The organism is Curtobacterium sp. VKM Ac-2889, assembly GCF_015350855.1.
GTDB lineage: Bacteria > Actinomycetota > Actinomycetes > Actinomycetales > Microbacteriaceae > Curtobacterium > Curtobacterium poinsettiae.
In genome coordinates, this window is record NZ_JADKSC010000005.1 from 130,263 (window position 1) to 156,473 (window position 26,211).

Sequence of the window (26,211 nt, forward strand, 5' to 3'; positions counted from 1 at the left end):
GGTGCTGGTACTCACGCGGAAGGTCGGCGAGCGGATCCTCGTCGGCGACGACATCGTCATCACGGTGCTCGACTCCCGGGGCGACGGCGTCCGGATCGGCATCGACGCCCCGCGCGGCGTGAAGATCCAGCGGGAAGAGGTCGTGCGTGCGGTCGCCGAGGCGAACGCCGAGGCCGCTGCCGCCGGCGACGACGCCGAGGCGCAGCTGCGCGCGGCGCTCGGGGCACGTGGCGGGGCTGCCGCCGACGGCCCGGCCTCGTCCGCACCGTCCGACTCCGCGCCGGCCGACTCCTAGTCGTCCGGAGCGGCCACGCCCGTCACGGGCGCGGCCGCTCCTCCGATACGGGCGCGGCTGCGCGTCCGTCACGGACGGGGCTTCTTCTCCTGCTCCGGCAGGCGGCCGGCGGCGGCCTCGGCGGCGAACCAGGCACGAGCCTCGTCCTGTCGGGCCTGCTCGGCACCGAGCGCGATCGGCGCACGGACGTGACCCGGCTCGTAGCCGAAGGTCTCGAGCAGCTGCGGCACGATCGGACGCACCCGGGCGACGAGCCGGTCGACGTACGCCGACACCGCACGGGCACGCTGCGCCGACAGCCGGCCGTGCAGCAGGTACCAGTCCAGGTGCTGCTCGAGCAGGCCGAGCGCGAACAGGTCCCGCAGCCAGACGAGCACGCGGCGGGTGTCGCCCTCGGTCACCTCGTCGAGCGCCTCGGTGAAGGCGTCCCACTGCATGAGTTCGGCGTGCGCCTTGGACGCCTCGATGAGCTCGTGCTGCGAGCGGTTGAGCAGTCTGGCCGCGCGGGCGCGGTCCTTGCCGGCCGACGCCAGGCGCATCCCGATCTCGGCGACCATGGTGTCGACCCGACCGGCGAGCAGTTCCCGCTGCGTCCGGGGGTCCTGCAGGTCGGCGACGCTCGCGGCCAGCGAGCCGCGGTCGGCCACGGTCTGGCCGAGCCGACGGATGCCCGACGCGTCGGCGAGCTTCGACGCGGCGACGGCCGCCACGAACTTCGCGGTGGACGCCGGGTCCTTCGGGGCCTTCGCGCGGAACTCGGTGAGCAGGCGCTTGCCGACGAGCTGCAGCAGCACGGTGTTGTCGCCCTCGAACGTCACGTAGACGTCGAGGTCGGCGCGGAGCCCGGTCAGACGGTTCTCGGCGAGGAACCCGGCACCGCCGCAGGCCTCACGGGCCTCCTGCAGGGTGTCGAGCGCCGACCAGGTCGACATCGACTTGAACGCGGCCGCCTGGGTCTCCAGGTCCTCGCGTCGTTCCGGGGTGTCCTTCCGCCCGCTGAAGACGTCGTCGAAGGTGCGCAGGAGCTTCTCGTGCGCGAACGACTGCGCGAACACCGTCGCCAGGCGCGGGATCAGACGACGCTGGTGTCGGCCGTAGTCGAGCAGGACGCCCTCGGTGCCGTCGCCGGTCGGGAACTGGCGGCGCTGCATCGCGTAGGTCAGGGCGATCTGCAGCGCGATCTTCTGCGCGACGACCGCGGCGCCGTCGAGCGACACCCGTCCCTGCACCAGGGTGCCGAGCATCGTGAAGAACCGGCGGCCGGGCGAGGCGATCGGTGACGAGTAGGTGCCGTCCGCGGCGACGTCGCCGTAGCGGTTCAGCAGGTTCGTGCGGGGGACCCGGACGTGGTCGAACGCGAGCCGGCCGTTGTCGATGCCGTTCAGGCCGCCCTTCGGCCCGTCGTCCTCACCGCTCACACCGGGCAGGAACGCCCCCTCGACGTCGCGGAGCGGCACGTAGAACGCGTGCACGCCGTGGTCGACACCCGCGGTCACGAGCTTCGCGAACACGACGGCGGCGTGACCGTGCAAGGCCGCGTTGCCGATGTAGTCCTTCCACGCGCCACGGAACGGCGTGTGGATCTCGAACTCCTGGGTCGCGGGGTCGTACGTGGCCGTCGTCGCGATGCTCTGGACGTCCGAGCCGTGGCCGGTCTCGGTCATCGCGAAGCAGCCGGGGACCTCGAACGAGACGATGCCCGGCAGGAACTCACGGTGGTTCGCCTCGGTGCCCAGGTGGTGCACGGCGGAGCCGAACAGCCCCCACTGCACCCCGGCCTTGATCTGCATCGACGGGTCGGCGACGACGAGTTCCTCGAATGCCGCGATGTTGCCGCCGTGGTTGTCCTGGCCGCCGAACTCGGCGGGGTAGGGGCGCTGGATGGCACCGGCGTCGACCAGGGTGCGGAGCTGCTCGAGTACGCGTGCCCGGTGCTCGGGGATCGGCTGGCCCTCGATCTTCTGCATCGCTGGGTCGAGCGCCAGGCGGCGGGAGATCCGGCGGTCCTCGGCCCAGCGTCCGAGCAGGAGCTCCTGCACCAGTTCGACGTCGATGTGGACGTCGGTGTCGGTGCCGGCGGTCGGGGTGCCCGCTGCCGGGTCGCCGGCGGCGTCGGCGTTCGGTGCAGCGTGCTGCGCGGCGTTCTTCGCGTCGACGTCCGGCGCGGTGTCGCTGCCGCTGGCGGGGGTGGTGCGCTGGGCGGGTGCGGTGTCGACCATGGTCGGAGTCCTCCTGAACTGCGGTGTCCGTGTTGCACCGTCCACGCTAGACACCCCTGCCGACAGTGGCGGGAACGCCGTGCACGCCGCACAACCCGGTGTCGTCGGTGCCGTCACGGCGTCGTGGGAACCCTCCAAAGAAATGAGGGGTGTTCGACGATTGGGCGCGCCCGGCCGCCCGGGGGCAGACTTGCCGCCATGTCACGTACCACCCCCGCGGACCGCGAAGCCCGTCCCGGACGCACCTTCTTCGGGCAACCGTTCGAACTGTCGACACCGTTCGCGGTGGAGCTCTGGGAGCGGTTCTCGTTCTACGGGATGCAGGGCATCGTCCTCATCTACATGTACTACTCCCTGACGCAGGGCGGTCTGGGGATCGACAAGGGCATCGCCACCGGCATCATGGGTGCCTACGGCGGCGCGGTCTACCTGTTCACGATCATCGGGGCGTGGATCGCCGACCGGCTGATCGGCGCGGACCGCACGCTGTTCGGCAGCGCGATCGTCGTGGTGCTCGGGCACATCGCCCTCGCGCTCATCCCCGGGGTGGCCGGGGTCGGGGTCGGCCTCGTCCTGATCGCGCTCGGCTCCGGCGGACTCAAGGCTACCGCCACCACGATCGTCGGCGGTCTGTACAGCCGCGAGGACCCCCGACGCGACGCCGGCTTCTCGCTCTACTACCTCGGCGTGAACCTCGGCGCGTTCTTCGGGCCGCTGCTCACCGGGCTGCTGCAGAGCTCGCTCGGCTTCCACTGGGGCTTCGGCCTGGCCGCGGTCGGCATGGCCGCCGGCCTGGTGCAGTACGCGATCCGGCGGAGGAAGCTGCCCGAGGTGGTCCGGCACGTCGCCAACCCCGTCGACCGTCGCCGGCTGCCCCTGATCGGTGCGGGCGTCATCGTCGCACTCGTCGTCATCGTCATCGCCGTGCTGACCGGCCTGCTGAACGTCGGCAACCTGCCCACCGTCGTCGTGGTCGTCGTCGTGCTGGCCACCATCGGGTACTTCGTCGTCATCCTGTCGAGCGGCATCACCCGCGACGAGCGGTCGCGCGTCTTCGCGTTCATCCCGCTGTTCATCGGCAGCGCCGTGTTCTGGTCGCTGTACCAGCAGCAGTTCACCGTCGTGACGGTCTACTCGGACCAGCGGCTCGACCGCTCCCTGTTCGGGTGGGAGATGCCGGTGTCGTGGGTGCAGTCCATCAACCCGATCTTCATCATCGTGCTGTCCGGCGTCTTCGCGGCCCTGTGGACCAAGCTCGGCGACCGCCAGCCGTCCACCCCGACGAAGTTCGCGCTCGGCACCGGGATCATGGGGCTCGCGTTCCTGCTGTTCCTGCCGTTCGTCGGCTCGGGCGAGAACGGCACGCCGCTGCTCGCACTCGTCGGCATCCTGCTGGTGTTCACCCTCGCCGAACTGCTGCTCTCGCCCGTCGGTCAGTCCGTCGCCACGAAGCTCGCGCCGCCGAAGTTCCAGACCCAGATGGTCGCGCTGTTCTTCCTGTCGGTGTCACTCGGCACCGCCGTCACCGGGGTGCTGTCCCGGTACTACGACCCGTCGAACGAGGCCCCGTACTTCACGATCCTCGGCCTGGTCGCCGTCGCGGTGGGCGTGGTCCTGCTGATCCTGGCCAAGCCGGTGCTGCGGCTCATGCGCGGCATCCGGTAACCTGAGCGGAGCCACACGCCGAAGCAACCAAGGAGTCACCACCCATGCTCGAACTCATCGCAGGGATCATCATCGGCGTCGGCGTCCTCGGCGGCGTCGGGTGCTGCATGGCCGTCGCAGCCATGATGAAGAGCGGCTCCGAAGAGTACTGAGTCCCTGACCCGGACTACTCGCCGCTGTCGGTCGTGACCGGCACCAGCTGACGACTCAGGACGGTCGCGCGCTCGAAGGGGCCGCGGCCGTCCTTCGTGTACACGGGCTCCTCGAACGCGACAGTCCACGTGCGCTGTGTCCCGCCGATCTGGCTCCCACCGGGAGCCACGATCACCCCGATCGGCTCGTCGGCCCACTGCTCGCCACCTTTATCGGTGTCGATGACCTGCACGAGGGCACCGATGCCGAGACCGGCAGCGTCGTCGGGGCGGGGATTGGGGGAGCGGTGGCGTCCGAACACGCCATCACCGTAGCGTCGGGCGGTCAAGGAACGTCTGTGCGGCGCCTGCCGACACGCTGACGGCCCCGCTGCCGGGTGGTCAGGACACCCCGCCGTGCGAGCGCCGAGCGGTCGCAGACCGTCGGCGACGCGGCCTCCATCCGACGGTATGTGACCAGCGGGCGAAGGTGCGCGGGGTGTTGCGACCGGCCCACCAGCGGCCGGGAGGTGCGTGGCGGGCCCGCGCCGCGCCTCCAGACCGTCATCGTGACCCCAGGACACCCCGCCGGGTGGTCAGGACACCCCGCCGTGCGAGCGCCGAGCGGTCGCAGACCGTCGGCGACGCGGCCTCCATCCGACGGTATATGACCAGCGGGCGAAGGCGAGCGGGGTGTTGCGACCGGCGGGACGGCGGCCGGGAGGCGCGTGGCGGGCCCGCGCCGCGCCTCCGGGCCACTGTTGGGCGCGTCCAGAGCGCGGCCCGGGTGGTCAGGACACCCCGCCTGGAGCGCGTCGGCCGGTCACGAAGTGTCGGCGGCGCCGCCGCCAGGCGACAGTTCATGACCACTCGGCCAACCTGAGCAGGGTGTTGCGACCACCCCGCGACCAGCCCGCGACCACCCCGCGACCACCCCCGCCCGCGTCAGACGGCCGCCGGCTCCACCCGGGCGATCTCGGTGATGGACGAGTGGCCCGTCTCGGGGTGCTTCCGCATCGACAGCAGCCGCTCCATCGACGGTTCGAGCGCCGTGACCTTGTCGAGCGGCGCGCTCACGACGAGCTGGAACCCGAGCCGGAGCCACGCGGTGACCGCACGGCCGGCGAACTCCGAGTCCGCCTTGATGAACGCCTCGTCGAGGAACACCGGCGCGAACCGCGGACGGGGACGGGTCTCGTCGCCGAGCTGGTACCGCAGCGCAGCGCCGACGATGAACGCCACGAGTTCCTGCGTCTCACCACCGGACTTGTCGCCGAGCGACGAGTACACGCCGAGGTCGTTGCCGTCGGTGTCGTACCGGACCGCCGTGATCTCCATGTGCCGCCGGACGTCGAGCACCGCGTCGCGCTGGGTGGTGCGGCCACGGGCGGCGTCCGGGTCGGGCCGGATGACGGCCATGAAGCGCCGGAGCCGTCGGAACCGGGTCTCGAGCACGTCGTCGGTCAGCTCGGTGTCGACCGAGGCGGACAGGGCGCGGAGCTCGCGGCGGAACGCGGTGACGTCCTCGCGGGTGACCCGGCGGATCTGGATCTTCAGGCGGTCCCGGTTCGCGCCGAACGGCAGCTCCCGCAGGATCTCGTTGACCGGCTCGAGGCGCTCCTCGATCTCGACGACGGCGCGGTCGAAGGCGCCGGCGAGCGGGACGAGGTCCTCGCCGCTCCACTGCGACAGGCGCCGACGCCATTCGCTCCGACGCGCGTGCAGGCCGGTCGCCACGATCTGTTCGAGGATCGCGTGGTAATCGGGGTACGACGCGACGCCGGTGCCGAGGTTCGGGTCGGGCCAGGCATCCTGGTACCGCTGGAACGTCAGCGTCAACGAGGTCGAGGCCGCCGCAGCGCCGTCGAGGGCCTGGGAGAGCCGCTCCTCGAGCCGACGCTTCAGCCGTCGCGTGGCGTCGTCGAACCCGTCGACGCCGTCCGGCGCACCGATCTCCTCGAAGGTCTCCTCGAGCAGGCGGGCCTGCTGGTCGTCCGGCAGCGAACCGGGCGAGGACTCGAAGCGCTCCAGGATCTCGGCGGCGGCGTCCTGGCCGTCGACGAGCACCGCGTGGCGCTCCTCGAGCCGCTGCACGGACAGCCGTGCGGCGGAGCGGCGGTCGGCAGCCTCGTCCAGCGACTTGCGCAGCCGGGCGACCGAGGCCCGGAGCGTCCGGAGGCCGTCGTCGGCGGCGAGCAGTGCCTGCCGTTCCTCGTCGAGCCGGGCGAGGGAGGCGCCCAACCCGTCGACGTCGATCGCCGCCCACGTGGCGTCGACCACGTGCTGGTGGGCGGCGCGGAGCACGTCGAGCGCGGTGAGGTCCTGTGCGACGTCGGTGCGGCGTGCCTCGAGCGTCGCGAGGTCCTCGGCGATCGAGGCGAGCTCCTGCTCGACCGCGGCGACGCGGGCCTCGTTCGTGAACCCGATGACGTTCGACTGCCGGCGGTCACCGTGCGCGCCACGACGGCCGTCGCGCAGCTGCCCGGACTCGGTGACGCGGCGGCCACCACCGCCCAGGTCCGATGCCGAGGCGACACAGCGGGCATCGGTGCGGTCCGACTCGATCCGCTCGCGCACCCACGTGCTGAACGGCGACGGCTTGATCGCGAGCTTGCCGGAGACCATGGCCGGGTCGCCGTCGAGGTCGAGGTGCGGGCCGGTCGGCACACCCTCGAACTGCACGCGAACGGGCAGGCGAAGTGCGTCGATCGCCTCGCTGAAGTCGCCGAGGCGGTCCTGGTCGACGAGCAGCGTGCGGGCGACGGGCGCCAGGACGGACTCGATGGCCGTGCGCCAGCGCTCCTCGCCGGGCAGCACGTCGAGCAGCTCCGCCACGAAGGGCAGCTCGGCCGGGTCGATGCCGGCGGCACGCGCCATCGCGAGCCGGGCCTCGTGCATCGGCAGCGGCATGGCGCCCTGCCGGTGCTCGAGCGACTGGCGCTCCTGCCGCAGGGACCGTTCGCGGTCGAGGAGCGGGTACTCCTCGCGGGTCAGGGCGTCGCGCCGCTCATCGAGCGCGGTGCGGGCGTCGGCGTACGACCCGAGGAACTCGTGCGAGCTGCGCTGCGCGGCAGTGAAGTCGGCCTCGGTCGCGACGGACGTGCCCAGCACGGCGGTCCGTTCGTCGAACGTCGCCCGGGTCCGGACGACCCCGTCGCGCTCCCGGGTGAGCCGCTCGATGCGGTCCTCGAGCTGGGCGAGCGCGTTGCCGCCCTGGTCGCGGAGTCGGGCCTCGGCGTCGCGCAGCTCGATCTCGACGGCGGCGTGCCGGGCTTCAGCCGCGGCCACCTCGGCGCGCGATGCCGTGCGCTCGCGAGCGTTGCGCGACACCTCGGCGTCGAGCAGGTCACGCTTCCGCGAGGCCGTCCAGTGCGCGAACGGCGACACCTCGGCACCGGTGGCGATGCCGTCCAGGGCCGCTGCGGCCTCGGTCGCGCGCGAGATCTCGTCGTGCAGGTCGGTGATGGGGGAGAGGATGCGGACCTTGCGCTCCTCGGTGTCCATCGCCTCGTACGCCTCGTCGAGGGCGGAGAAGTGCGCGAGCGCCCGGTCGGCCGCCTCGTACGTGCCGGGGGTCTCGAGCACGAGCGACTTGTACAGCGCGTCGACCGTCGGCAGGTGCTGGCCGGCCTGGATCCGCGCGAGCAGGCGCATCGCCCGGTTGCCGCCACCGGAGTCACCGATGCCGAGCCGCGTCTGCAGCGTGTACGCGAGCTCCTGGTAGGTGTCGCGGATGACGAGCCCCGGCACGCGGCCGGTCAGCTCGAGGTGGTGGAACCGCGACGGCACGAACTCCTCGAGCCGGCGCAGGTCGAAGGTGTCGTCGACCGTCGCCATGGTCATCTGGATGTCACCGACCCCGCGGGCACGCTTCGGCACGATGTACGCGCGCAGCACCGTGAAGCGTCGCTCGTCGTCGTTCCGGAACGTGACCGCCGCCGCGCCCCACGTGGTCTGGTCGTCGCCGCGCAGGTTCACGTCGCGCAGGCTGCCGGTCTCCGGGTCGCGCCGGGTGTCGACCTTGCCGCGCAGGTACGTGAGCAGGTTGCGCTGGTCGGCGCTGCGGGCGCGGCCGGTGGTGGCGTCGTTCGAGGCGCCGTTGAACGGCACGTCGGACGGCATCATCACGGCCAGGTAGGCGTCCATCAGCGTGGACTTGCCGGTGCCCGAGGCACCGGAGATGAGCGTCGCCGTGCCGGACAGTTCGACCTGCCGGTGGCCGTGGAACCCACCCCAGTTGACGACCTGCATCGACTCGGCGCGCCACTGCGCGACCGTGTCGAAGAGCGCCGGGATCTCGAACGTGTCGGTCACGCTTCCGTCTCGCCTTCGTCGTCGGTGTCGGTCTCGGCTTCGCCGTCTGCCGGGAGGCCCGGGTCGTCCCCGTCGGTCGGCTCGCCGCCCGGGGCGGTCGCCTCGTCCTGTGCGGTGGTGGTCCGCAACCAGGCGTCCAGTTCGAGCAGGCGCTCCAGGGGGAGCAGCACCTCGACGACGCTCGCCACCCGGAAGCGGTCCGGGTCTGACGTGCGGATCAGGATGCGCGCCGTCACGAGGCGCTCGATCGCCTTCGCGACCCGGCCCTCGTCGCGGGTGCGGTCCGTCGCGGTCGCCGGACGGAAGCCCGCCACGTGCCCGAGGATCTCGGAGCGGTCGACGACGACCTGGTCCGGGCCCGGTCGGGCGTCGGCGCGCAGACGCATCCGCAGGTAGACGAGGACGATCGTCTCCTCGCGGGTGTACGGCAGGTCGCGGAGCAGGGTCGGGAACGTGCGGCGCTGGCTCTCCGACCGGGCCTGGCGCTTCCAGGCGACCTCGCGGTCACGGTCGACGTGCAGCTCGAGGAACAGGTCGTTCAGGCGCGACCGCAGCTGGTACTCGGCGTCGAGCACGGCACGCCACTCGTCGGGGTGCGTGCGGGAGCTGACGTACGAGTGCCGGAGCAGCGCCACCAGGGCGCGCCGCTGGTGCTCGTCGAGCCGGCCCTCGTCGCCCTCGAAGAGGGCGAAGCTGGACTCGTCACGCTCGTCGTCCTGCATCACGGATGCGGGGTCATCGTAGGGGACCGTGTCGTCGACCGGTGCCGGCGTCGTGTCGCTCACCGTGCCTCCTGTGCGTTCTCGTCGTGTGCGTCGCCGACCGGAGTGCGCTCGTCGTCGAGCGCAGCGGTGGGCATCTGGAAGGTGATCGCGGTGCCGTCGGGACGCACCGTCCGGTGCTCGGCGACGTGGGCGGCCGACTCGAAGTCCTCGTGCCCCGTCAGCAGGTGCGCGAGGCCGAACAGCTCGACCGGCCGGCGCTGCTCGGGTGGCAGCCCGTGGAACGCGTCGACGCTGGAGTCGGCCTCGGCGAAGCGCAGCGCAGCGCGCAGCTCGGTCAGCAGCGGCCCGCCGTGCTTGCGGAGCATCTCGACGTCGAGGTCCTCGAAGACGTCGTCGTCGGGCTCCTCGATCGGCGGCGGTACGGACTCGGCGTCCGGGTCGTAGAAGCGCTCGCGCAGCGTGCCGACCTCGGCCGCCGCCGGCAGGAGCGGCAGCGGGATCCGGTCACGCGCGCCGCCCTGGTCCATCAGGGTGGCGAGGCCGCGGTTGATCGAGCGGAGCACGGCGTCGAGTTCGCGGTCGCGCACCACGTCGTGGGCGACGATCTGGTCGCGGAGCGTGGCGGTGAGCTGACGGCGCTGGGCGAGCACGTCCTCGATGCCCTGGCGCAGGATCGTCACGGTGTTGCGGAAGGCCCGACGCTCGCTAGCTCCGAGGCCCTGCGCGAACGGGTGCGCCAGGATCGTCGCGATGTCGTCCCGGAGCCGCAGGAGCAGGGCATCGTCGCGCAGGAGCTCGAAGGCACCCTCGAAGGCACGGCCCTCGGGTGTTGCCTCCATCAGGTTGTCGGTGCGGGCCAGGTAGTCGTCGAGGATCTCGCCGATCGGGCGGACCTCTTGCCGGAAGTCCTCGACGATCGAGCGGTGCATCGTCGCGACCGCCTCTTCCACGCGCTTGAAGTCGCTCGGGAGCTGCCGGATCAGGTCGGAGATGTTGGTGTACCCGTCGCGCATCCGGTCGTCGTCCACCGCCACGACGTCGTCACCGTGCTCCAGGCGTGCACGCTCGGACTGCAGCTCGGCGATCTGGGCGTCGATCCGTCGGATCTGCACGTCGGGGTCCGGCTCGGCACGGGCCGCCCACCGGTGCACCGCGTCGACGATCATCGCCAGCCGGCTCTCGCTGATCAGGGCGCGGTCGGCCGACAGGGCGTCGACGAGGCTCAGCGCTTCGAGCGCGTGGCTCGTAAGGGAGTACTGCTCGTCGCCGTCGGGGGAGTTCGAGCGGACGAGCCACTGGGCGCCGACCCACTCGCGGCACAGGGCGCGGCCGTTCGGGCGGGCCTCCTGCTCACCGTCGGACTGTTCGGTGTCGGCTTGTTTACTGGCCGTCGGCACCGCCTGGTCGCTGGCGGGCACGCGGGCACCCGCTGCCTGCAGGCGCGCAACGTGCTCCTCGACCTGCAGGTGCATGCGGTCGGCGGGGACGTACTGCACGTCGCGGTCGAAGACCGTGCGGAACACGGCGAGGACCGTGGCGCTGGTCGGCCGGGACATGAGCCGCAGGGTCGGACGGTCGAGGACCGCTCGGACCCGGGCGAACTCGAGGTCGACGTCGGTCATGCGCCCCTTCGTCCGATCGTGCTGGTGGTCTGGCCCGCGTGCTGCGGCCTGATGAGATGACAAGAGCCCGACGCTGCTGCGTCGGGCTCTTGTCAGTGGTGTTCGTGTTGCTGTGTGGGCGATACCAGACTCGAACTGATGACCTCTTCGGTGTGAACGAAGCGCGCTACCAACTGCGCCAATCGCCCCCTGCACTGTTCGTGCGGATCGATACTAGCGGAAGTCCGGCGACGCATCGAACACATCGCGCGGCCCGGGTGTGGCGCGCTGTCCGCAGGGGGCGCCGAACCGCCCCGATCCGCATGAACTCGGGGGACACGCCCGGTGAACGGGAAGGATTTTGGTGGAAGTGCCCCGGTGCGTATAGAGTTTACGTCGTCGCCGCGACAGCGGAACGACAAGTGCGGATGTGGCGCAGTGGTAGCGCATCACCTTGCCAAGGTGAGGGTCGCGAGTTCGAATCTCGTCATCCGCTCGAGTGTGGGTCTTCTCGAAGGCCCGTGACTCACCAGAGGGTATCCCACCGTTCGGGTACTCACGGAGACGTGAACCTCGATGGTGGGGTGGCCGAGAGGCTAGGCAGCGGCCTGCAAAGCCGTCCACGCGGGTTCGAATCCCGTCCCCACCTCCAGATCCACCCTCCAAGACCTTGATGGACTCCGGTCCACACAGGGACTTGGGCGATTGGCGCAGCGGTAGCGCGCTTCCCTGACACGGAAGAGGTCACTGGTTCGATCCCAGTATCGCCCACCACCACGGAGCCCCCGGCAGGACCACCAGGTCCGGTCGGGGGCTTTCGTCGTTCCAAGGGTGGCCGGATGGGCCGGTCCGCGGACCCGGCACGGATCCGGCGACGGCGACTCCGTCGGCGGTCTTCGCTGCATCGGTCTGACTCGAGCTGTTGTGCTCGTGTCGGCCCGTTGCTTCCCGACATCTGATCAGCGGCTGCGTGGGTGGAGCGCTCGAGTGGGGTGGGCAGGCGACCACCGGCATGGCGGTAGCGTGGAGGGACAGCACTCTCGGGGGAGCAGCATGAGCACGTACCGTCCACACCGACACCGTCCGTCCGCGGGTGTCCTCACCGGTGCAGACGCCGCCGCATCGTTCGTCGGCGTGGCAGTCTCCGCCGTCGTCTCGCGTCACACGCTCGGTCCCCGCCGTTGACAGCGGATCTGCCGCCGGACGTCATCATCGACACCAGCGCTGCTGCTGCGGTGCGCACCCCGCCGGGCCTGCGGGTGTTCGGCGCCGTGTACACACTCGTGTACACCCTCGGCGTCATCGCCTACATCGCCCTCTCCGTGTACTACGACGCGTTCGACTACCGCAGTCAGAGCCAGTCGTCCCTCCTCGCGGCCGTGTGGGTGCTCCCGTTCCCCATCGTCGCGCACCTGCTCCATTTCGTCCTGTACCGGAGCGGCCGCCAGCGCCGGCAGGCGATCGCTCGGCGAACCGCAACCCGGATCGTCTCCGAGGCAACTGGCGCCGGGTACCCACTCCTGGACGCCTGGCAGGTCGAGCGGATGCTCCTGGCGGAGGACAACGGCCCTGCCCCGTACACCGGGACAGGGAAGGAGCCCTACCAGTCCCTCCTGCGATGGGACCTCCCCACCGACGACCCGTCCTTCGTCGTCGCCGCCATCCGCAGCGGCACGCCGGAGAGCATCCGCCTCAGCGCCGCGTCGTCGTCGACCCGGAGTCACGACGCTGTCGCAGTACGTCGAACCCGAGCCGGTGTTCGGCTCCTCGGCGCGTACCGGTCGGACCTCACCGCACCGTTGGTGTCCTCACGACTCGGCGGGCAGCCCAGCGTTCCCGACGGCTTCGACTGGCCGACGTGCGCTGAACACCACGAGCCGATGCAGTTCACCGCGCAGCTCGAGCACGACGGCAGCCTCATCCTCGTCTTCATCTGCCAGGCAGACCCGGGCTCCTGCCCGTCCTGGGACCCGTACGCCGGGTGCAACGCTGCCATCGTCGTCGGTGGACGCGACCTGCACCCGGCCGGACGGCCGGCATCATCGTCCGGCACCGCCGTGATGGCCGGTGCACCGTGGCTCCTCGGCGTGCACCAGGCAGCCGCGGACGACTACTCCGACGCGTTGGCCGAGGCGCGCGCCGACGGTGTCACCGTCGCCGGCCAGTGGGGCGGGAGACCGGCGTGGATCCAGAACGACGAGACTCCGGACGGATACCGGTTCGTCGCGATGCTCGACGAGGACCCCCTCGGCGTGAACTTCGGCGGCGGATCCGCGTACGTCTTCGCCGACGGCCACGGTCACGCGAAGGTCCTCACGCAGACGTAGACCGCGAACCGCAAGATTCCGCTCCGGTCGACCGTCTCGAGCCAGCGTCACCGGCCTGCCGGTGCAGGACCTCGAGCTGCTGCACCACACTCCCGGACCGGTCCGCGTCCCGGCGGCGCGAGACCAGCGCCGCATAGGATCCGTCCGTGGGGATCTTCGACAAGTGGCGGCGGCGGAAGCCGGACGACAGCATCGACCAGACCGACTACGACATCCTCGACGAGGTCGAACCCGACGAGCAGATGATCGACGAAACGGTCACCGAGCAGATGTTGCCCGGGTTCCGCCGCTTCGACGACGTCGTCGAGACAGTCGTCGAATGGTACGAGGACGACGTACCGGACGTTGACGAGCTCCGCCGCACCGTCCTCGCGCGCACCCGGCTCATCTGGGATGCACGCCGGCAGGAGGAGGCAACCTGGGACTGGCGCAGCAGCCAGTACGACCGTCTCCAGTTCGCCTTCGCGGAGCTCGCCCGTGACGGCTTCGTCACCGGGATGAACCTCGGCGTCGACCAGAGCGACGGGTTCCTGGAAGCGCGTGACCGGCGAACACCGGACCAGACAGCGCCCGACGGACAGCGAGAGTGGGCGTACGTGTTCTTCCATGAGCAGGACACGGACGGGCTCGCCCTGGAACGGTGCGTTCTGCGCCTCGCGTACGGGTCGTTCCGCCCAGCGCCTGACATCGACCCCGACCTGGTCGCGAAGTCGATGCTCTCCACCCGCGGTGAAGCAGCCGTCAACGAACGGTCCCAGCTCACCGCAGGGGAACGGGTCGCCAGCGTCCTCTCCGACCGAGGACTCGACATCGACTGGGACGGCACCCCCAGCAAGCGCATCGGCGTCGTCATCGACCAGTGGCGGAAACCGCTGCCGTTCACCGACCTGGACGAAGCTCGCGCGGTGGTCGCCGACGAACGCCTGCGGGTCCTCTGGCCCGGCGAGCGGGGAACCGCCGACGCGACAGCGCTTGACGAAGAGGGTGACCGCTGGCACGTCTGGGCAACCGACGAGAAAGCCGGCGCCTGGTCCGACGGCTCCTGGCACGACGACGTCGGCGACGCACTCGACCGGTTCATCAGCACCGCCCGGTCGACCCAGCGACGTCCGCTGCGCTAGCTTCGGCGAGCTCGACCAGCAGCACGCCCCCACATCGCAGCAACGCTGACGAGGACGACTGCTCCAGCGATGGTCGCCCACAGCATGCTGTCGGAGAACATGCCGACGATGAGCCACGTCACGACTGCGAACGTCACCGCGATCGCCACCATCCAGTGCCACGGCCACACGTTCGCCTGCGCTCGGGCCTTCCGAGCTGCGGCCAAGGCCGCGACCTGCCAGAGGTCCTCACCATGGATCCCGTAGCGGCCGGCCCACTGCCGCTCGTTGATCCACGAAGGTCTCGGCACCCGAGGCGTCTCCGCCTGACGGTCGACGCGTGCATCGTGCGGCGCGGATGGTGCCGCCCGGCTCGGAGCCGGCAACGGCACCGGTTCGTCACGCGGCAACGAAGACCCGCCCCACGACGCCGTGACCAGCTCGTCGAGTTGCAGTCGGATGACGGGGTTCGTTGTCCGCTCCGCCACCGAGGTGACATCCGAGAGGAACCGGTTCGCGGGCTCAGCGAACTCCGGCCACACGGCGACCACCGCTGGCAGCCGCGTTCGGAACGCCTCAGCAGCGGTGGGCCAGGGCACGACGACATCGGTGAGGCCCGGGCTCTCGTCTTCACCAGCTGCAAGCGCTGCGAGGAGCCGGTCAGCGTGCGCTGCAAACCAGGGTTCGGGAACGAGCCCCATCCACAGGAACGGCAGGAGCCACTGCACTTCCCACTCACCGGTGACCGCGTCCAGGTCGACCTCGCCGGCGCGGACAGCCGGGTCGTCTCCCGCCGTCGTCGACGAAGCGGCCAGCACGTTCAGCGTCACGGAGTTCCCCACGAACCGACCCTATCGACCGGTCGGACGTGGCCGTCGCCACCTCAGACGAACTCGAGTACATCCCCCGGCACCGGCGCCGACACCCCTCTTTCCCGTTGACAGTCCCGACGGGCGCTGGTCGTGGTCCGGCTAGGCCCCGGCGTCGTCGACGACGTCCGCTGCTGTCGGCTCTGCCGTCGTCCTGGTGCGGTCGAGCCGCCACCGTGCGATCGCCGCGGCGATGCCGGCGGCTACGGACGCGATGAGCGGCCACGTCGAGAGGTCGTCCCCATCGTTCATGACGAGGAAGAGCGCGAGGCAGGCTGCCGCGAGCGCGCCGGCGAGCAGGGAGTGTGCGATGGCATGGACGAGGCGGCTCCGGACTCGCATCAGGGCTCGGCCGAGTCCGTGGGAGAAGGGGATGGAGGCGATGCCGCCGATGGCTGCTCCGATGCCGGTGAAGATGAGCGAGGCCGGCACGAAGAGGGAGAGGGCGATGGGGTTCCACCACGCGACGGCGATGACGGTGGCGACCGGCGCGGTGAGGAGCGTCATCCACAACCAGCTCTTGACGATGAGCTCGGTGGTCTCTGCGGAAGTCCACTGTTTCATGCCACCCATCATGCGTCGCGGTCGCTGACGATTCGTCAACGTCATGTCGATCGAGGCCGAACAGTGAGGGTTTCGACACGCTTGATCCGAGGCTGCGCCACCCCGTGGACACCGCAGACACACCGGCGAAGGGATGGCCGATCGTGGACGAGGCAGAGCGTCACGCAGTCACGAGGAATGATCGTGAGCGTTGGCGGTCCGGCCCGTGGTCGGCCAAGGTGAGCACGTGACCGCCCCGTCGACGACCACTGCCCCTCGGCTCGCGCCGCTGTACGCCGCAGGGTTCGTGACCGCCTTCGGGGCAAACAGCATCGCCGCAGCGGTCGGCGGCGAGCACCTCGAACTCGGCCTGACGCTCGCGTGGCTCGGGCTCTTCCTGGCGCTCTACGACGTCGCCGAACTCGTCCTCAAGCCGGTCTTCGGCGCACTGTCCGACCGCATCGGGCCGCGACCGGTGATCGTCGGCGGACTCGTCGTGTTCGCAGCGGCCTCACTCATCGGCGTCTTCGGGACCGGACCGTTCTGGCTCGGCCTCGCGCGTCTGCTGCAGGGTGCCGGCGCCTCCGCGTTCTCGCCGGCATCGTCCGCCGCGGTCGCCCGTCTCGTGCCGGCGAACCGTCGGGGGACGTACTTCGGTCGGTACGGCTCGTGGAAGGGTCTCGGCTACGCCGGGGGACCGGTCATCGGTGCACTCGTGGTGCAGTTCGGCAGCACGCAGTGGCTCTTCGGGATCCTCGTCGTGATGGCCCTGGTGACCGCGGTGGCGGTGTTCGTCGCCGTCGAGCCGATCGTGCCCCTGCCCCGGCAGCGGGCCACGCTCGCCGTGATGGTCCGAGCGGCCACGGACCGCCAGTTCCTGATCCCGGTCGTCGTGCTGGCCGTCGGCAGCGCTGCGATCGGCGCGCTGACCGGGATGCTCCCGGCGCTCGGCACCGAGGCCGGCATCCCGCTCCTGGTTTCGACGCTCGCGGTCGCCGTCCTCGCCGTGACGTCGTCGCTCGTGCAGCCCGTCGCCGGTCGACTGCACGACGCCGGGCGCCTCGGTACCGGGGTCGCGGGTGTGGCCGGGACGGCCGCGGTTGCCGCGGCCTTCCTGGTGGTCGCCGTGGCACCCTCGGTGGTGGCCGTCTTCATCGCGGCCCTGCTCGCCGGGGCCGGTGTCGCCACGCTGACGCCCGTTGCGTTCGCGCACCTCGCCGGGACGACTCCGCCGGATCGGTTCGGTCGCACCATGGGCTCCGCGGAGCTCGGGCGCGAGACCGGGGACGCCGTCGGACCGCTCGTCGTCGGTGGTGTCGGCAGCGCGATCGGGCTGCCGTTCGGGTTCGCGGCCTTCGCGGTGGTGGCGCTGGTCGGGACGCTCGTGGCATCGCGGTTGCCGTCGAAGACCGACTCGGCACAGGACGCGTAGGGATCGACGAACCCCATCGGGAGCTACGCGTAGGGGTCAGCGGACACCGTCCCGTACGCATTCGTCCGACGTCGACGATCGCGGTGGGCAGCGCCCCAGCGAGCCACTGCGAGCGCGAGCAGCGCGGCGGACACCCCGGCGAGCAGCCACAACCACGCGTCGTCGTCCTCGATGAGCAGCCGCAGGGCCAGCACCCCGAGCGGTGCCGCGACCAGGATCCGTCGGAGCTCGCGCCAGGACGGCTTCCACAGCGTGGTGAGACCCTTCTTCCACCGACCGACCACGACGTACGCGATCACACATCCCGGGATGCAGAGGCCGAGCCAGTTCACGATCGCCTCGACCCCGTCGTCGTAGAACGGATGCGCCACTTCGCGGAGGACGCCGCCAGCAGCAGCAGCGACGAGCAGCACCCACATGCGCGCTTCCCAGCGGCGAGGGTGCCACCAGGGCGTGCGCCACAACGGCACTCGCTCGCGGACCACCGGCATCGCGGCTCCTCCCCGGTCGGGCGTCCAGCCTATGCGCGACGACGATCGACGACGGGCCCGAGAGTCTGCCGTCCCTGGCGGGGGCACGGCCTTCCGCGTACGGTGTGACGGGAAGAGTCCGACACCGCAGGTCGGTCCGACGAGGGGGCACCATGAGGATCTTGAGCATCGTGGCACGGGGGCTCGGAGCGTTGCTCACGACGGTCGCGAAGACGATCGGCGGGATGCTGGGCGCGAAGCCGTACATCGATTCCCACGCGGCCGAGCTCCTGCCGCGTCGTGAGGACTACCGCCCCTAGGGGCTCGCACCAGGCCACTGGTTGGATGGTCGCATGACCAACGCCCCCGGAACGGCTCCGCACCGGGGCTCGGTCATCTTGCTCTCGGTGTTGGTGATCGCCTCGTGGACGGCCGCCGTCGTGGTGCCGTTGCTCACGCTTCGGCTGCTCCTGGGTGTCGGTGCGCCGCACGACCGGCTGGTGACGATCGGGTTCGCGTCGTTCCTGACCTTCGCCTTACTCGCAGCCGGACTGACCGTGGGACTGGTCATCCTCCGCCGATCGCGCATGGCCGGAGTGCGTCAGCCGTCACCGTAGGATCGTCGTGCCGGATCCGGCACGACGGGGGAGCACCTGATGGAACAGCGCACCGAACAGCGCACACGACCGCGGGTCGTCACGGTCGCCGTGGCGCTCTGGTGGGTTTCCGTCGTCATCAGCCTCGCGGCCGCGGCGCCCGGCATCGTCGTGTCCATGCGCGAAGCCGGCGGCGCGATCATCGGGGCGTCGCTCGGGCTCCTCTTCGTCCTCGCCTGGTCGGCACTGTTCCTGTGGCTTGCGACGCTGATGGGACGAGGCTCCGGGAACGCGCGACTCTGGCTCGCGATCATCGCCGGGCTGACCGCCTGCAGCGCGGTGATCACCATCGCCACCGACGGCATGGACCGGAGCCTCGTCGACGCCGTCTGCATCGTCGTCGCGGCGGTGCTCAGCTACCTGCCGAGCGCACGACCGTTCTTCCCGCGGGATGCACGGCGTCCTCGAGCAGCCGAACCCCGCACGGTCGGATGGGACCCGACGACGGGTGACCGCATCGTCGAGACGCCTGGAACAGGCGACCGCGCAACCTGACGTGCGCCACGAGCGCCACGAGCGACCGCCGGAGAACGAGCGTTCCCCGTAGTGGGGGTACCGCCGAGGACCGTCGGATGGTTCCATTCAGAGGTCGGCATCCTCCGGGTGCCGGACAGCCACGGACCGTCTTGCGTCGCAGTGAAGGTGGTCACCGCTGGTTACGGTGACCACGAGGTGCCGTCGAGTCGATTCGGGTTCGACACGGCGGCGCCTCCCACACACCGGGGGACCGTCCGACCAGGAAGCAGCACCATGCGATCACTCGTCTACACCAGCACCCAGACCCGTCCGATCACGGATTCCGAACTCGCCCAGATCCTGGCGGTCGGCCGCGAGAAGAACACACGACTCGGTGTCACGGGCATGCTCGCGCACCGCGACGACAACTGCATCGGGATCATCGAGGGCGAGGACGACGTCGTCCGGCAGCGCTTCGACCAGGTCCAGGCCGACCCGCGGCACACGAACGTCCGGGTGCTGCTCGACGAGCCGATCGCCCGGCGCTCGTTCCCGGACTGGTCGATGGCGTTCCAGTCGCTCGACCCGCTGATGCAGGACGTTCCCGGGTTCAGCGACCTGTTCACCGCCGGTCGTCCGACCGACCCGGCGTTCGGGGCGTCCCGCGCACGTGCGCTGCTGGACTGGTTCCGGAAGCACCCGCTGGCACCGCTGACGAACCAGAACGCCGCGGACGAGGAAGTCCCGCGCACCCGGGCGATCAACGGCGCCATCGCCGTCCTGCACGACGGTGGACTCTCACGCTTCTCGCTCGAGGACGTCGCGTCCCGGTCGGGGATGCGGCAGGCGGAGATCCTCGAGCTGTTCCCGTCCGAGCCCGCGCTGCTCGCTGCCGCCGTGATGCGGTGGACCCGGGCAGTGTCGGCCCCGCTGCTCCCGCTCGCCGGCGAAAAGGGGACGGTGGCGTTCCTGCACGCGCTGCTCGCGGCCCACGCCGAGGATCCGGCCCTCATGCGCTTGATCGCCGCCACGCTGGCCGTCTCCACCGACCCGTCCACCGACGGTGCCGACTACTACCGGTCGGCCTACCTGCAGTTCCGCGAGACGGTCCGGACCGCGCTGCAGCGAGACGTCCACGCCGGCCGTGAGCCCGCGACCATGGACCCGATCCGCGGCGCGCAGCAGCTCGTCGCACTGTTCGACGGGCTCCGCCTGCAGGCGCTCCTGACGCCGGACACCGACGTCGTCGACGCCTTCGACCGCGCCGCCGCCCGGATGCGGCGCGGTTGGTCCGAGCAGTACGAGGCCGACACCGTCTGGGACCTGTCGGCTCCCGTGGCGGACTGATCCTCAGCGCGCCAGCCGGACCGTCAGCGGGATCGGTCCGAACGCCGATTCCGCGCCGTCGGGCGTGAAGCCGTTCCGCTGGTAGAAGGCGTGTGCCCGAGGGTTGTCCGCGGCCACCCACAGCGACGCCGGACGATCGGCGAGCAGGTCGTCGAGCAGCGCCTGGCCGGTGCCGGTTCCGTGCGCGCGGGCGAGGACGTACAGCATCGTCAGTTCCTCGGGTCGGGCGGCCTCGGGTCCGGGCGTCGGCTGCACGGCAGCGAAGCCGATGACGCCGGTGTCGTCGAGCGCAACACGCACGCCCCGGCACGTCGAGGGGTCGGCGAGCATCGACCGCCACATGTCGTTCCGCCGACCCACGTCGAACCACGGGTTCGTGTCCGGATCGTCGACGAACCGGCCGTACGTCTCACGCCACGAGGCCGCGTGCACGTGGGCGATCGCCCCGGCATCGTGGACCGTCGCCGATCGGATGGGCATCGCGCCGTCGTGGTTCCCCATGCCGGAAGGCTAGCGATCAGAGCCGCAGGTCCAGGTCGAGGATCCCCGCGCCGCCGAGGAACAGCGGCACGATGATCCCGAACAACGTCAGCGTCGCCCCGATCAGGATCGCCGCGAACGCGATGCCGTCACCCCGCTCACCGGTCAGCCGCACGTCGCGCCGCGCGATGAACCCGACGACGAGACCGCCGATCGGCGCGACGAACGCGAGAGCGATCGCCACCACCGCAAGCAGGCTGAGGGGCGGTAGCGGCACGGCTGCCGATGCGGGGAACCCTGCGGCGTTCGGCGCGGTCTGGTCAGGAGCGAGGTCGGTCACGTCGGTCAGCCTAGGGTCGACGAGGATCCCTCCGCTCACCCCTGACCGAGGTTCGTCACCAGATTGATGGCCACCGCGATGAGCACCGTTCCGAAGAAGTACGACAGCAGCGCGTGCGGCAACGCCTTCCGCCGGGTCTCACTGTCGTCCGGCTCGACCTCTGGTGCCGCGTACGACATGCCGATCGTGAAGGCGAAGTAGGCAAAGTCGCTGGAGGTCGGTCGCCCGTCCTGCTTGACGTCGAACCCGCCGCCCCGGTGGTCGAGGAAGAAGGTCCGGGCGTACTTCAGGGCGTAGACCGTGTTGACCAACGCCCACGCGACCATCGTGCCGAGCACACCCAGGATGACCGCCGCGACCGAAGCCGGATCTCGCGCCTGGCTGGCTTCGCTCAGCGCCAGGACGACGGCGGCGAGACTCGCGAAACAGGCCACGATGAGCGCGTTGTCACTGACCCGTGTCTCGGACTCCTCGCGTGCGAGACGCTCGGTGCCGTCGGCGTCCTGGCGCCAGCACTTGTGCCAGACCTGGACCAGCGCGATCAGGCCGGCCGTGCACCAGGCCGCGAGCGGCCCGAGGGACGGAGCCCCGGTGAGGGTCAACGCGACCCCGACCAGGACCCCGATCCCCACGGTGACGAGCGCCCGGCGCGTGGAGAGAATCCGATCGTTCATCGTCGTGCCCTCATGATCGTTCCTTCCTCCGCTCCGTTGCGTGGTCGGTCGTCACATGCCGGGGGTGAAGACGGCGCGGACGCAACCGTCGTCCTTGTTCTTGAACATCTCGTACCCGCGCGGCCCTTGCGACAGTGGCATCACGTGCGTGGCGAGGTGCTCGGTGCTGAGCTCTCCCGCGGCGATGCGGTCGAGGATCATCGGGATGTAGCGGTGCCCGTGCTGCTGGGCGCCGCGGACCGTCATGCCCTTGTTCATGATCGCGCCGAACGGGAACTTGTCGACGAGCCCACCGAAGACCCCGAGCGAGAACAGGCTGCCGCCCTTCCGGCAGGCGTAGATGGCCTCGCGCAGGGCGGTCGGCCGGTCGGTCTGCAACCGAAGCTGCTGCTTGGCCTGGTCGGACAGGTACAGCGGTCCGGTACCGTGCGCTTCCATGCCGACGGCCTCGATGCAGACGTCGGGACCCCGACCGCCGGTGCGTTCCTTGAGTTCCGGGAGCACGGCGTCGCTCGTGTAGTCGAGCGTCTCGGCACCGATGTGCTCGCGTACCTGTCGCAGCCGTTCGGGCAGGCGGTCGATCACGATCACCTGCTCGGCGCCGAGGAGCATCGCCGCACGAGCGGCCATCTGGCCCACACCTCCGGCGCCCCACACTGCGACGGTGTCACCCGGGGTGATCCCGGCCAGGTCGGCTCCGGTCCACCCGGTGGGTGCGGCATCGGAGGCGAACAGGGCGGCCGTGTCGGAGACGCCGTCGGGGACCGTGAACGCCCCCTGATCGGCGTAGGGCACGCGGACGTACTCGGCGTGGCTGCCCGCGAACCCGCCGAGCGCGTGGCTGTAGGCGAAGCATCCGCCGATCGACGATCCCCACATCGCCTCGGTCAAGCCCGGGTTCGGGTTGCCGTCGTCGCAGAGTGAGAACTGCCCGTGGGTGCAGTACCAGCACTGCCCGCAGGCGATGAACGAGCAGACGACGACCCGGTCGCCCACCTTGTGCTTCGTGACGGCCGATCCCGTCTCGACGACCTCGCCCATGAACTCGTGCCCCAGGACGTCACCGGACCGCATGGTCGGGATGTACCCGCCGAGCAGGTGCAGGTCCGACCCGCAGGTGGTGCTCAGACGCACCTTCAGGATCACTTCGTGATCGTTGAGGATCTTCGGGTCCTCCACCGTCTCCACCGCGGTCTCGTTGACCCCGGTCCAACAGAGCGCCTTCACAGCACACCCTCCTCGTTGCTCCGTCTCGTCGCCACGTCCACCAACGCGCCGGTGGGTGTGGCCTTCCGTCGGCCGTGGGGGACCGGATCCACCCGGAGCACCTCGCCGACCTCGATGAGTTGCTTCGCCTCGCGCAGCGCGGCCCGCAACCGGCCTCGTGCATCCGGGGCTCCGCCTCGGAACCGGGCACGGAGCTCGGTGCCGCGATCGCCGGGCGCGGGACGGGCCTCCACCTCGACGTCCTGCCCGAACGCCGTGAGCGGCGCGGGGACTCGTCCGCCTGGCAGCACCGCGTCCCGACCGCGGTTCACCGTGACCGCGTGCCAGCCGGAACGCGGTTCGGCCAGCACCTTCCGTGCGGGCCCGGGTGCGCCGCGTCGGCGGCGCGAGACCACGATGCCGACAGCAGCCGTCACCATCGCAGCGGCGGCGAGGTTCCGGGCCCTCATCGTGGTGTCCCAGCGAAGAGTCGGTCAGCAGCGGGCGCGTTCGCGCCCCACCGCCGGGGGTTCGTGTGTTCCATCGCGGCCTCCTTGAGTCGCATCGGTGCGGATCACGGGACGGGAGCGACGACCGCGCGATCGTGCCGGTCGGGACCACGGAGTCGCTCCTGTCGATCCACCATGAGCGTGGCTGCCCTGACGCCGTCCCGGGATTGTCCGTGATGCGCTGACCGTTCAACGGCAAGGATGTCGGTCGCCGGTGAAGGCCGCGGCTCCCGGTGATCGACGCGCCCGTCGCGGTGGCCGACGAGGTCGCGGTGTTCGTCGCGAAGCGCGCCGAACGCGCCGAGCGCGCCGAGCGCGCCGAGCGCGCCGAGCGCTCCGGGCTGACGACCGACCGATCGGAGTGCTGTGGCAGGTGACGGCAGCGAGACGGACGGGAGGCCCGGTTCCAGCCGGCACCGGGCCTCCCGTCCGTCCCGGGGTCGCGTCGCAGAGCCGCACCGTCAGTGCCCGACGCTGCCCGCGCTCGCTCAGGGTCCTCGGACGCTTCAGTCGTGCCGGTACTCGTACGTCGGGTCGGGGCGTTCACGATCCCCGACCCGGAAGCCGAGGCTCCTGCCGCCGCAGGACGATGGTGCTGCCCCCGTCCGGCGTCAGGGTCCAGGTCCCGACCGGGTCGGCCATCGGCTCGAAGAACGACGAAGAACAGCCCGTCGCCGTGAGCAGCGTCGCCGCAGCGAGCACTGCGGCCGTCGGCAACGTGGTGCGCATCGCACCCCCCTCGCCAGCCCCCGACGGCGAGGCTGCGGGTTGATGCGCTGGTCGCCGTCCGCGTGGCGCTGCCGATCGCACCGGTACCGTTGCATCCGTGAACGACGACCCCGATGCCGCCATCGCCCAGCACGTCCACGACGCCTGGGACGGTTCCCTGCGCCTGGTGCACATCACGATCTCGGACGAGGACGGTGACGCCTACCCCGGGCAGGACGTCGACCGGTGGGTGATCGACGTCCGCGTCCCGATCACCGACGACGACGAGACCGAGGCGGTCTCCGTCGCCGAGGTCACCGCGTTCACGAGCCGGGCGCCGGAGTCGCTCGAGGCGCTGGTGCTCGGCTACCAGGTCTCCGACGTCGCCGGGGCGTTCGCCTCCGCCGTCGCTGCGCAGGACGCGACGGGGGAGACGTTCTTCTCGCTGCAGACCCACGCAGCCGAGATGCTCGGCAAGCCCGACCTGCTCGCCGTCGACCGGCTCACGGTCCGCCCGGCGTACCGGCAGCTGCCCGGACTGGTGCCGGCGATCGTCGACGCCGTCCGCCACGGACCGGCCGGCCGCACCGCATCGTGGGTGCTCGCCGACCCGACGGCGTGGGACGTGCCGTTCGGCGAGGACGACCGGTCGGCCGGTGCGTTCGTCCAGTGGGCGGACACCGTGGTGTTCACGTCGATGAACGCGGCGCCGGACGACCTGGAACGCCTGTCGCTGGTGCCACCGGCCGGGGGCATCGTGATGGGGTCCCGGGCGGACGAGGTGCACCTCGGCGACGCCATCGACCATGCGATGACGCAGCCGGCGATCGCGGTGCCCTTCGACCTGCCACCGAAGCTCCCCGCCAGCATCTGGGCCGCCGCGCCCGAGGACGTCCACGGCGTGCACCCCGACGAGACCACGGGGTCGATCACGGTCGAGACCCACGACGAACAGCTCGAGGTCGTCGGTTCGCCGGGCACCGCACCGCAGCTCGTGGGGATCTCGGCATCGGCCGACCCCGCGACCCAGGAGTGGCTCCGCACCGTGCACCAGCGCTGGTGGCAGTACGAGCCGGACCTGCACGCCCGCATCCACGACGTCGTCGACGAGTACCTGTCCACCGGGCACATCGAGTCGGCGTCGGACGAGCTCGCCGGGCACCTGCACGCCCCCGACCTGCCGCCGTACCGGACGGAGTGGCCGGGCACCGGCACCGTCCTGCTCGAGGAACTCGGCGAGGACACCGAACCCATCGTCTTCGACGCCGTACTCGAGGACGGGACCCGGCACGAGCACATCGGCGTGGTCGTCGTGCACGAGTCCGGACACGTCCGCGCGTTCCTGCACGACGAGTGGGAGCCCGGGTTCCCGGCGGCGGAGGCCGCGGTCGCGCACCTCATCAGCCTGGGTGCCGGCGAGTTCTTCGCGGACGCCCTGCACGACGAGCTGTCAGCGGGTGTCGAGCACGCGATCCTGACGGGCGACGTCCGCGGTCACTGACCGGGCCGCCCTGGGTCGGTTCAGACCGGGCGGTAGATCGCGATCGGCGGGGTGTCGTCGGTGCCGGCGTCGTGGGCGTCACCCGTGGCGAGCCAGGTGCGGCCCTCGTGCTCGATCGTGGTCGGCAGGTCGCCGTGCACCAGGATCCGGATGGCGGGGGCGTCGCCGTCGACCAGGTCGACGCCGTGGGCCTCGGTCCCGCCCGGGTTGTCGTGCACGTAGCTCATGGTCTGATCGAACTCCGTCGACCTGACGGACCGCCCGCGCCGCGCCGGACACGCCGGGAACCAGGGTGGAACCGGTGATGCCGCCCGTCATCGGGTAGAGTCATCTCCGCACGGCCAGCACGGCGTGTGGAATGCGGATGTGGCGCAGTGGTAGCGCATCACCTTGCCAAGGTGAGGGTCGCGAGTTCGAATCTCGTCATCCGCTCAGAACAGGAAGACCGGAACCCCCGTCGCTCGGAAGAGCGGCGGGGGTTCCGTCGTCGCGGGGCGGCGCAGCACCGAAGGCGGGCGGGATCACCGTGGCCGAAGGCGTGGGGGCCCAGTGGGCGCAGGCTTCGGGTACCCGCGCCCACCGGGCGCGGAGGCGACCCTGCCCCCACCGGCACGCACCGGGTGGGTGGCCCGGCGCAGTTCCG

The 26,211-nt window shown here is 70.9% G+C and carries 26 protein-coding genes and 5 tRNA genes; 15 read left to right on the top strand and 16 right to left on the bottom strand.

The window, feature by feature from the left end; all coding sequences use genetic code 11:
* Position 1: 1 nt before the first annotated feature.
* Positions 2-295, top strand: coding sequence for a carbon storage regulator CsrA (gene csrA, locus ITJ50_RS15725; protein WP_194590892.1), 294 nt, complete (start codon positions 2-4; stop codon positions 293-295).
* Between the two features lie 68 nt (positions 296-363).
* Here the strand turns inward: csrA and ITJ50_RS15730 are convergent, their stop codons facing one another.
* Positions 364-2,514 carry an acyl-CoA dehydrogenase gene (locus ITJ50_RS15730; protein WP_071250795.1) on the bottom strand — a complete coding sequence of 717 codons (2,151 nt, stop codon included), beginning with the start codon at positions 2,512-2,514 and terminating at the stop codon, positions 364-366.
* Between the two features lie 198 nt (positions 2,515-2,712).
* Here ITJ50_RS15730 and ITJ50_RS15735 point away from each other — a divergent pair, with 198 nt between their 5' ends.
* Positions 2,713-4,179 (top strand): peptide MFS transporter, encoded by a 1,467-nt coding sequence (locus ITJ50_RS15735; protein WP_194590893.1) that lies wholly within the window; start codon positions 2,713-2,715, stop codon positions 4,177-4,179.
* Positions 4,180-4,345: 166 nt separating this feature from the next.
* On the opposite strand, the gene ITJ50_RS15740 is transcribed toward ITJ50_RS15735, so the two are convergent.
* The 5 genes from ITJ50_RS15740 to ITJ50_RS15760 form a co-directional block, all read right to left on the bottom strand.
* On the bottom strand, positions 4,346-4,633 hold the full coding sequence (locus ITJ50_RS15740) for a hypothetical protein (RefSeq protein WP_052481620.1): 288 nt from the start codon (positions 4,631-4,633) through the stop codon (positions 4,346-4,348).
* 622 nt (positions 4,634-5,255) lie between these two features.
* Positions 5,256-8,624, bottom strand: coding sequence for an ATP-binding protein (locus tag ITJ50_RS15745; protein WP_194590894.1), 3,369 nt, complete (start codon positions 8,622-8,624; stop codon positions 5,256-5,258).
* A complete protein-coding gene (locus tag ITJ50_RS15750; RefSeq protein ID WP_017887423.1) occupies positions 8,621-9,409 on the bottom strand; it encodes a DUF4194 domain-containing protein in 789 nt (262 codons plus the stop codon). The genes ITJ50_RS15745 and ITJ50_RS15750 overlap by 4 nt, the downstream gene beginning before the upstream one ends.
* The gene (locus tag ITJ50_RS15755; RefSeq protein WP_194590895.1) at positions 9,406-10,971 is read right to left on the bottom strand and encodes a DUF3375 family protein; all 1,566 of its coding nucleotides are present in this window, start codon (positions 10,969-10,971) and stop codon (positions 9,406-9,408) included. Before ITJ50_RS15755 ends, ITJ50_RS15750 begins: the two co-directional genes overlap by 4 nt.
* 115 nt (positions 10,972-11,086) lie before the next feature.
* Positions 11,087-11,159, bottom strand: a tRNA-Val gene (locus tag ITJ50_RS15760).
* A gap of 215 nt (positions 11,160-11,374) precedes the next feature.
* On the opposite strand from ITJ50_RS15760, the gene ITJ50_RS15765 reads away from it, so the two are divergent.
* From ITJ50_RS15765 to ITJ50_RS15785, 5 genes are all read left to right on the top strand, one after another.
* A tRNA-Gly gene (locus ITJ50_RS15765) sits at positions 11,375-11,446 on the top strand.
* Between the two features lie 82 nt (positions 11,447-11,528).
* A tRNA-Cys gene (locus ITJ50_RS15770) sits at positions 11,529-11,602 on the top strand.
* A 47-nt stretch (positions 11,603-11,649) separates the two neighbouring features.
* Positions 11,650-11,724, top strand: a tRNA-Val gene (locus ITJ50_RS15775).
* A 407-nt stretch (positions 11,725-12,131) separates the two neighbouring features.
* Positions 12,132-13,277, top strand: a complete 1,146-nt coding sequence (locus ITJ50_RS15780) for a DUF1963 domain-containing protein (protein ID WP_152427274.1) — start codon at positions 12,132-12,134, stop codon at positions 13,275-13,277.
* Between the two features lie 146 nt (positions 13,278-13,423).
* Positions 13,424-14,398 (top strand): DUF6891 domain-containing protein, encoded by a 975-nt coding sequence (locus ITJ50_RS15785; protein WP_017887419.1) that lies wholly within the window; start codon positions 13,424-13,426, stop codon positions 14,396-14,398.
* Here ITJ50_RS15785 and ITJ50_RS15790 read toward each other — a convergent pair.
* Positions 14,395-15,219, bottom strand: a complete 825-nt coding sequence (locus tag ITJ50_RS15790) for a hypothetical protein (protein WP_194590896.1) — start codon at positions 15,217-15,219, stop codon at positions 14,395-14,397. The genes ITJ50_RS15785 and ITJ50_RS15790 overlap by 4 nt on opposite strands.
* A 129-nt stretch (positions 15,220-15,348) precedes the next feature.
* Positions 15,349-15,810: a hypothetical protein gene (locus ITJ50_RS15795; RefSeq protein ID WP_152427273.1), complete on the bottom strand. Its 462-nt coding sequence runs from the start codon at positions 15,808-15,810 to the stop codon at positions 15,349-15,351.
* A gap of 226 nt (positions 15,811-16,036) precedes the next feature.
* Here ITJ50_RS15795 and ITJ50_RS15800 point away from each other — a divergent pair, with 226 nt between their 5' ends.
* On the top strand, positions 16,037-17,221 hold the full coding sequence (locus ITJ50_RS15800; protein WP_259552507.1) for an MFS transporter: 1,185 nt from the start codon (positions 16,037-16,039) through the stop codon (positions 17,219-17,221).
* 23 nt (positions 17,222-17,244) lie between these two features.
* Here ITJ50_RS15800 and ITJ50_RS15805 read toward each other — a convergent pair whose 3' ends face one another.
* On the bottom strand, positions 17,245-17,640 hold the full coding sequence (locus tag ITJ50_RS15805) for a hypothetical protein (protein ID WP_042537128.1): 396 nt from the start codon (positions 17,638-17,640) through the stop codon (positions 17,245-17,247).
* A gap of 224 nt (positions 17,641-17,864) precedes the next feature.
* Between ITJ50_RS15805 and ITJ50_RS15810 the strand changes: the two genes are divergently transcribed.
* From ITJ50_RS15810 to ITJ50_RS15825, 4 genes are all read left to right on the top strand, one after another.
* Entirely contained in the window at positions 17,865-18,011 is a 147-nt protein-coding gene (locus ITJ50_RS15810) for a hypothetical protein (RefSeq protein ID WP_194590897.1), read from the top strand.
* 33 nt (positions 18,012-18,044) lie between these two features.
* Entirely contained in the window at positions 18,045-18,308 is a 264-nt protein-coding gene (locus ITJ50_RS15815; RefSeq protein WP_042537130.1) for a hypothetical protein, read from the top strand.
* A 39-nt stretch (positions 18,309-18,347) separates the two neighbouring features.
* On the top strand, positions 18,348-18,842 hold the full coding sequence (locus ITJ50_RS15820; protein WP_017887412.1) for a hypothetical protein: 495 nt from the start codon (positions 18,348-18,350) through the stop codon (positions 18,840-18,842).
* A 255-nt stretch (positions 18,843-19,097) separates the two neighbouring features.
* Positions 19,098-20,150, top strand: coding sequence for a BLUF domain-containing protein (locus ITJ50_RS15825; protein WP_017887411.1), 1,053 nt, complete (start codon positions 19,098-19,100; stop codon positions 20,148-20,150).
* A 3-nt stretch (positions 20,151-20,153) separates the two neighbouring features.
* Here ITJ50_RS15825 and ITJ50_RS15830 read toward each other — a convergent pair whose 3' ends face one another.
* From ITJ50_RS15830 to ITJ50_RS15850, 5 genes are read right to left on the bottom strand one after another with little or no spacing between them, the layout of a single operon-like run.
* Positions 20,154-20,651 carry a GNAT family N-acetyltransferase gene (locus tag ITJ50_RS15830; RefSeq protein WP_228500338.1) on the bottom strand — a complete coding sequence of 166 codons (498 nt, stop codon included), beginning with the start codon at positions 20,649-20,651 and terminating at the stop codon, positions 20,154-20,156.
* 16 nt (positions 20,652-20,667) lie between these two features.
* Entirely contained in the window at positions 20,668-20,970 is a 303-nt protein-coding gene (locus tag ITJ50_RS15835; protein WP_017887409.1) for a DUF4190 domain-containing protein, read from the bottom strand.
* Between the two features lie 35 nt (positions 20,971-21,005).
* Positions 21,006-21,644: a DUF1345 domain-containing protein gene (locus tag ITJ50_RS15840; protein WP_194590898.1), complete on the bottom strand. Its 639-nt coding sequence runs from the start codon at positions 21,642-21,644 to the stop codon at positions 21,006-21,008.
* 51 nt (positions 21,645-21,695) lie between these two features.
* Complete coding sequence (locus tag ITJ50_RS15845) at positions 21,696-22,871, bottom strand: zinc-dependent alcohol dehydrogenase (protein WP_194590899.1); 1,176 nt, start codon at positions 22,869-22,871, stop codon at positions 21,696-21,698.
* Positions 22,868-23,320 carry a hypothetical protein gene (locus ITJ50_RS15850; RefSeq protein WP_156463747.1) on the bottom strand — a complete coding sequence of 151 codons (453 nt, stop codon included), beginning with the start codon at positions 23,318-23,320 and terminating at the stop codon, positions 22,868-22,870. Before ITJ50_RS15850 ends, ITJ50_RS15845 begins: the two co-directional genes overlap by 4 nt.
* A 272-nt stretch (positions 23,321-23,592) precedes the next feature.
* Between ITJ50_RS15850 and ITJ50_RS15855 the strand changes: the two genes are divergently transcribed.
* On the top strand, positions 23,593-23,736 hold the full coding sequence (locus ITJ50_RS15855) for a hypothetical protein (protein ID WP_194590900.1): 144 nt from the start codon (positions 23,593-23,595) through the stop codon (positions 23,734-23,736).
* Positions 23,737-23,902: 166 nt separating this feature from the next.
* Here ITJ50_RS15855 and ITJ50_RS15860 read toward each other — a convergent pair whose 3' ends face one another.
* Positions 23,903-24,088, bottom strand: coding sequence for a hypothetical protein (locus ITJ50_RS15860; protein WP_139179664.1), 186 nt, complete (start codon positions 24,086-24,088; stop codon positions 23,903-23,905).
* Between the two features lie 97 nt (positions 24,089-24,185).
* Here ITJ50_RS15860 and ITJ50_RS15865 point away from each other — a divergent pair, with 97 nt between their 5' ends.
* Positions 24,186-25,568, top strand: a complete 1,383-nt coding sequence (locus ITJ50_RS15865) for a hypothetical protein (protein ID WP_194590901.1) — start codon at positions 24,186-24,188, stop codon at positions 25,566-25,568.
* A gap of 20 nt (positions 25,569-25,588) precedes the next feature.
* Here the strand turns inward: ITJ50_RS15865 and ITJ50_RS15870 are convergent, their stop codons facing one another.
* The gene (locus ITJ50_RS15870) at positions 25,589-25,795 is read right to left on the bottom strand and encodes a hypothetical protein (protein WP_017887403.1); all 207 of its coding nucleotides are present in this window, start codon (positions 25,793-25,795) and stop codon (positions 25,589-25,591) included.
* 133 nt (positions 25,796-25,928) lie between these two features.
* Between ITJ50_RS15870 and ITJ50_RS15875 the strand changes: the two genes are divergently transcribed.
* Positions 25,929-26,000, top strand: a tRNA-Gly gene (locus ITJ50_RS15875).
* The last annotated feature ends 211 nt before the right edge of the window (positions 26,001-26,211 follow it).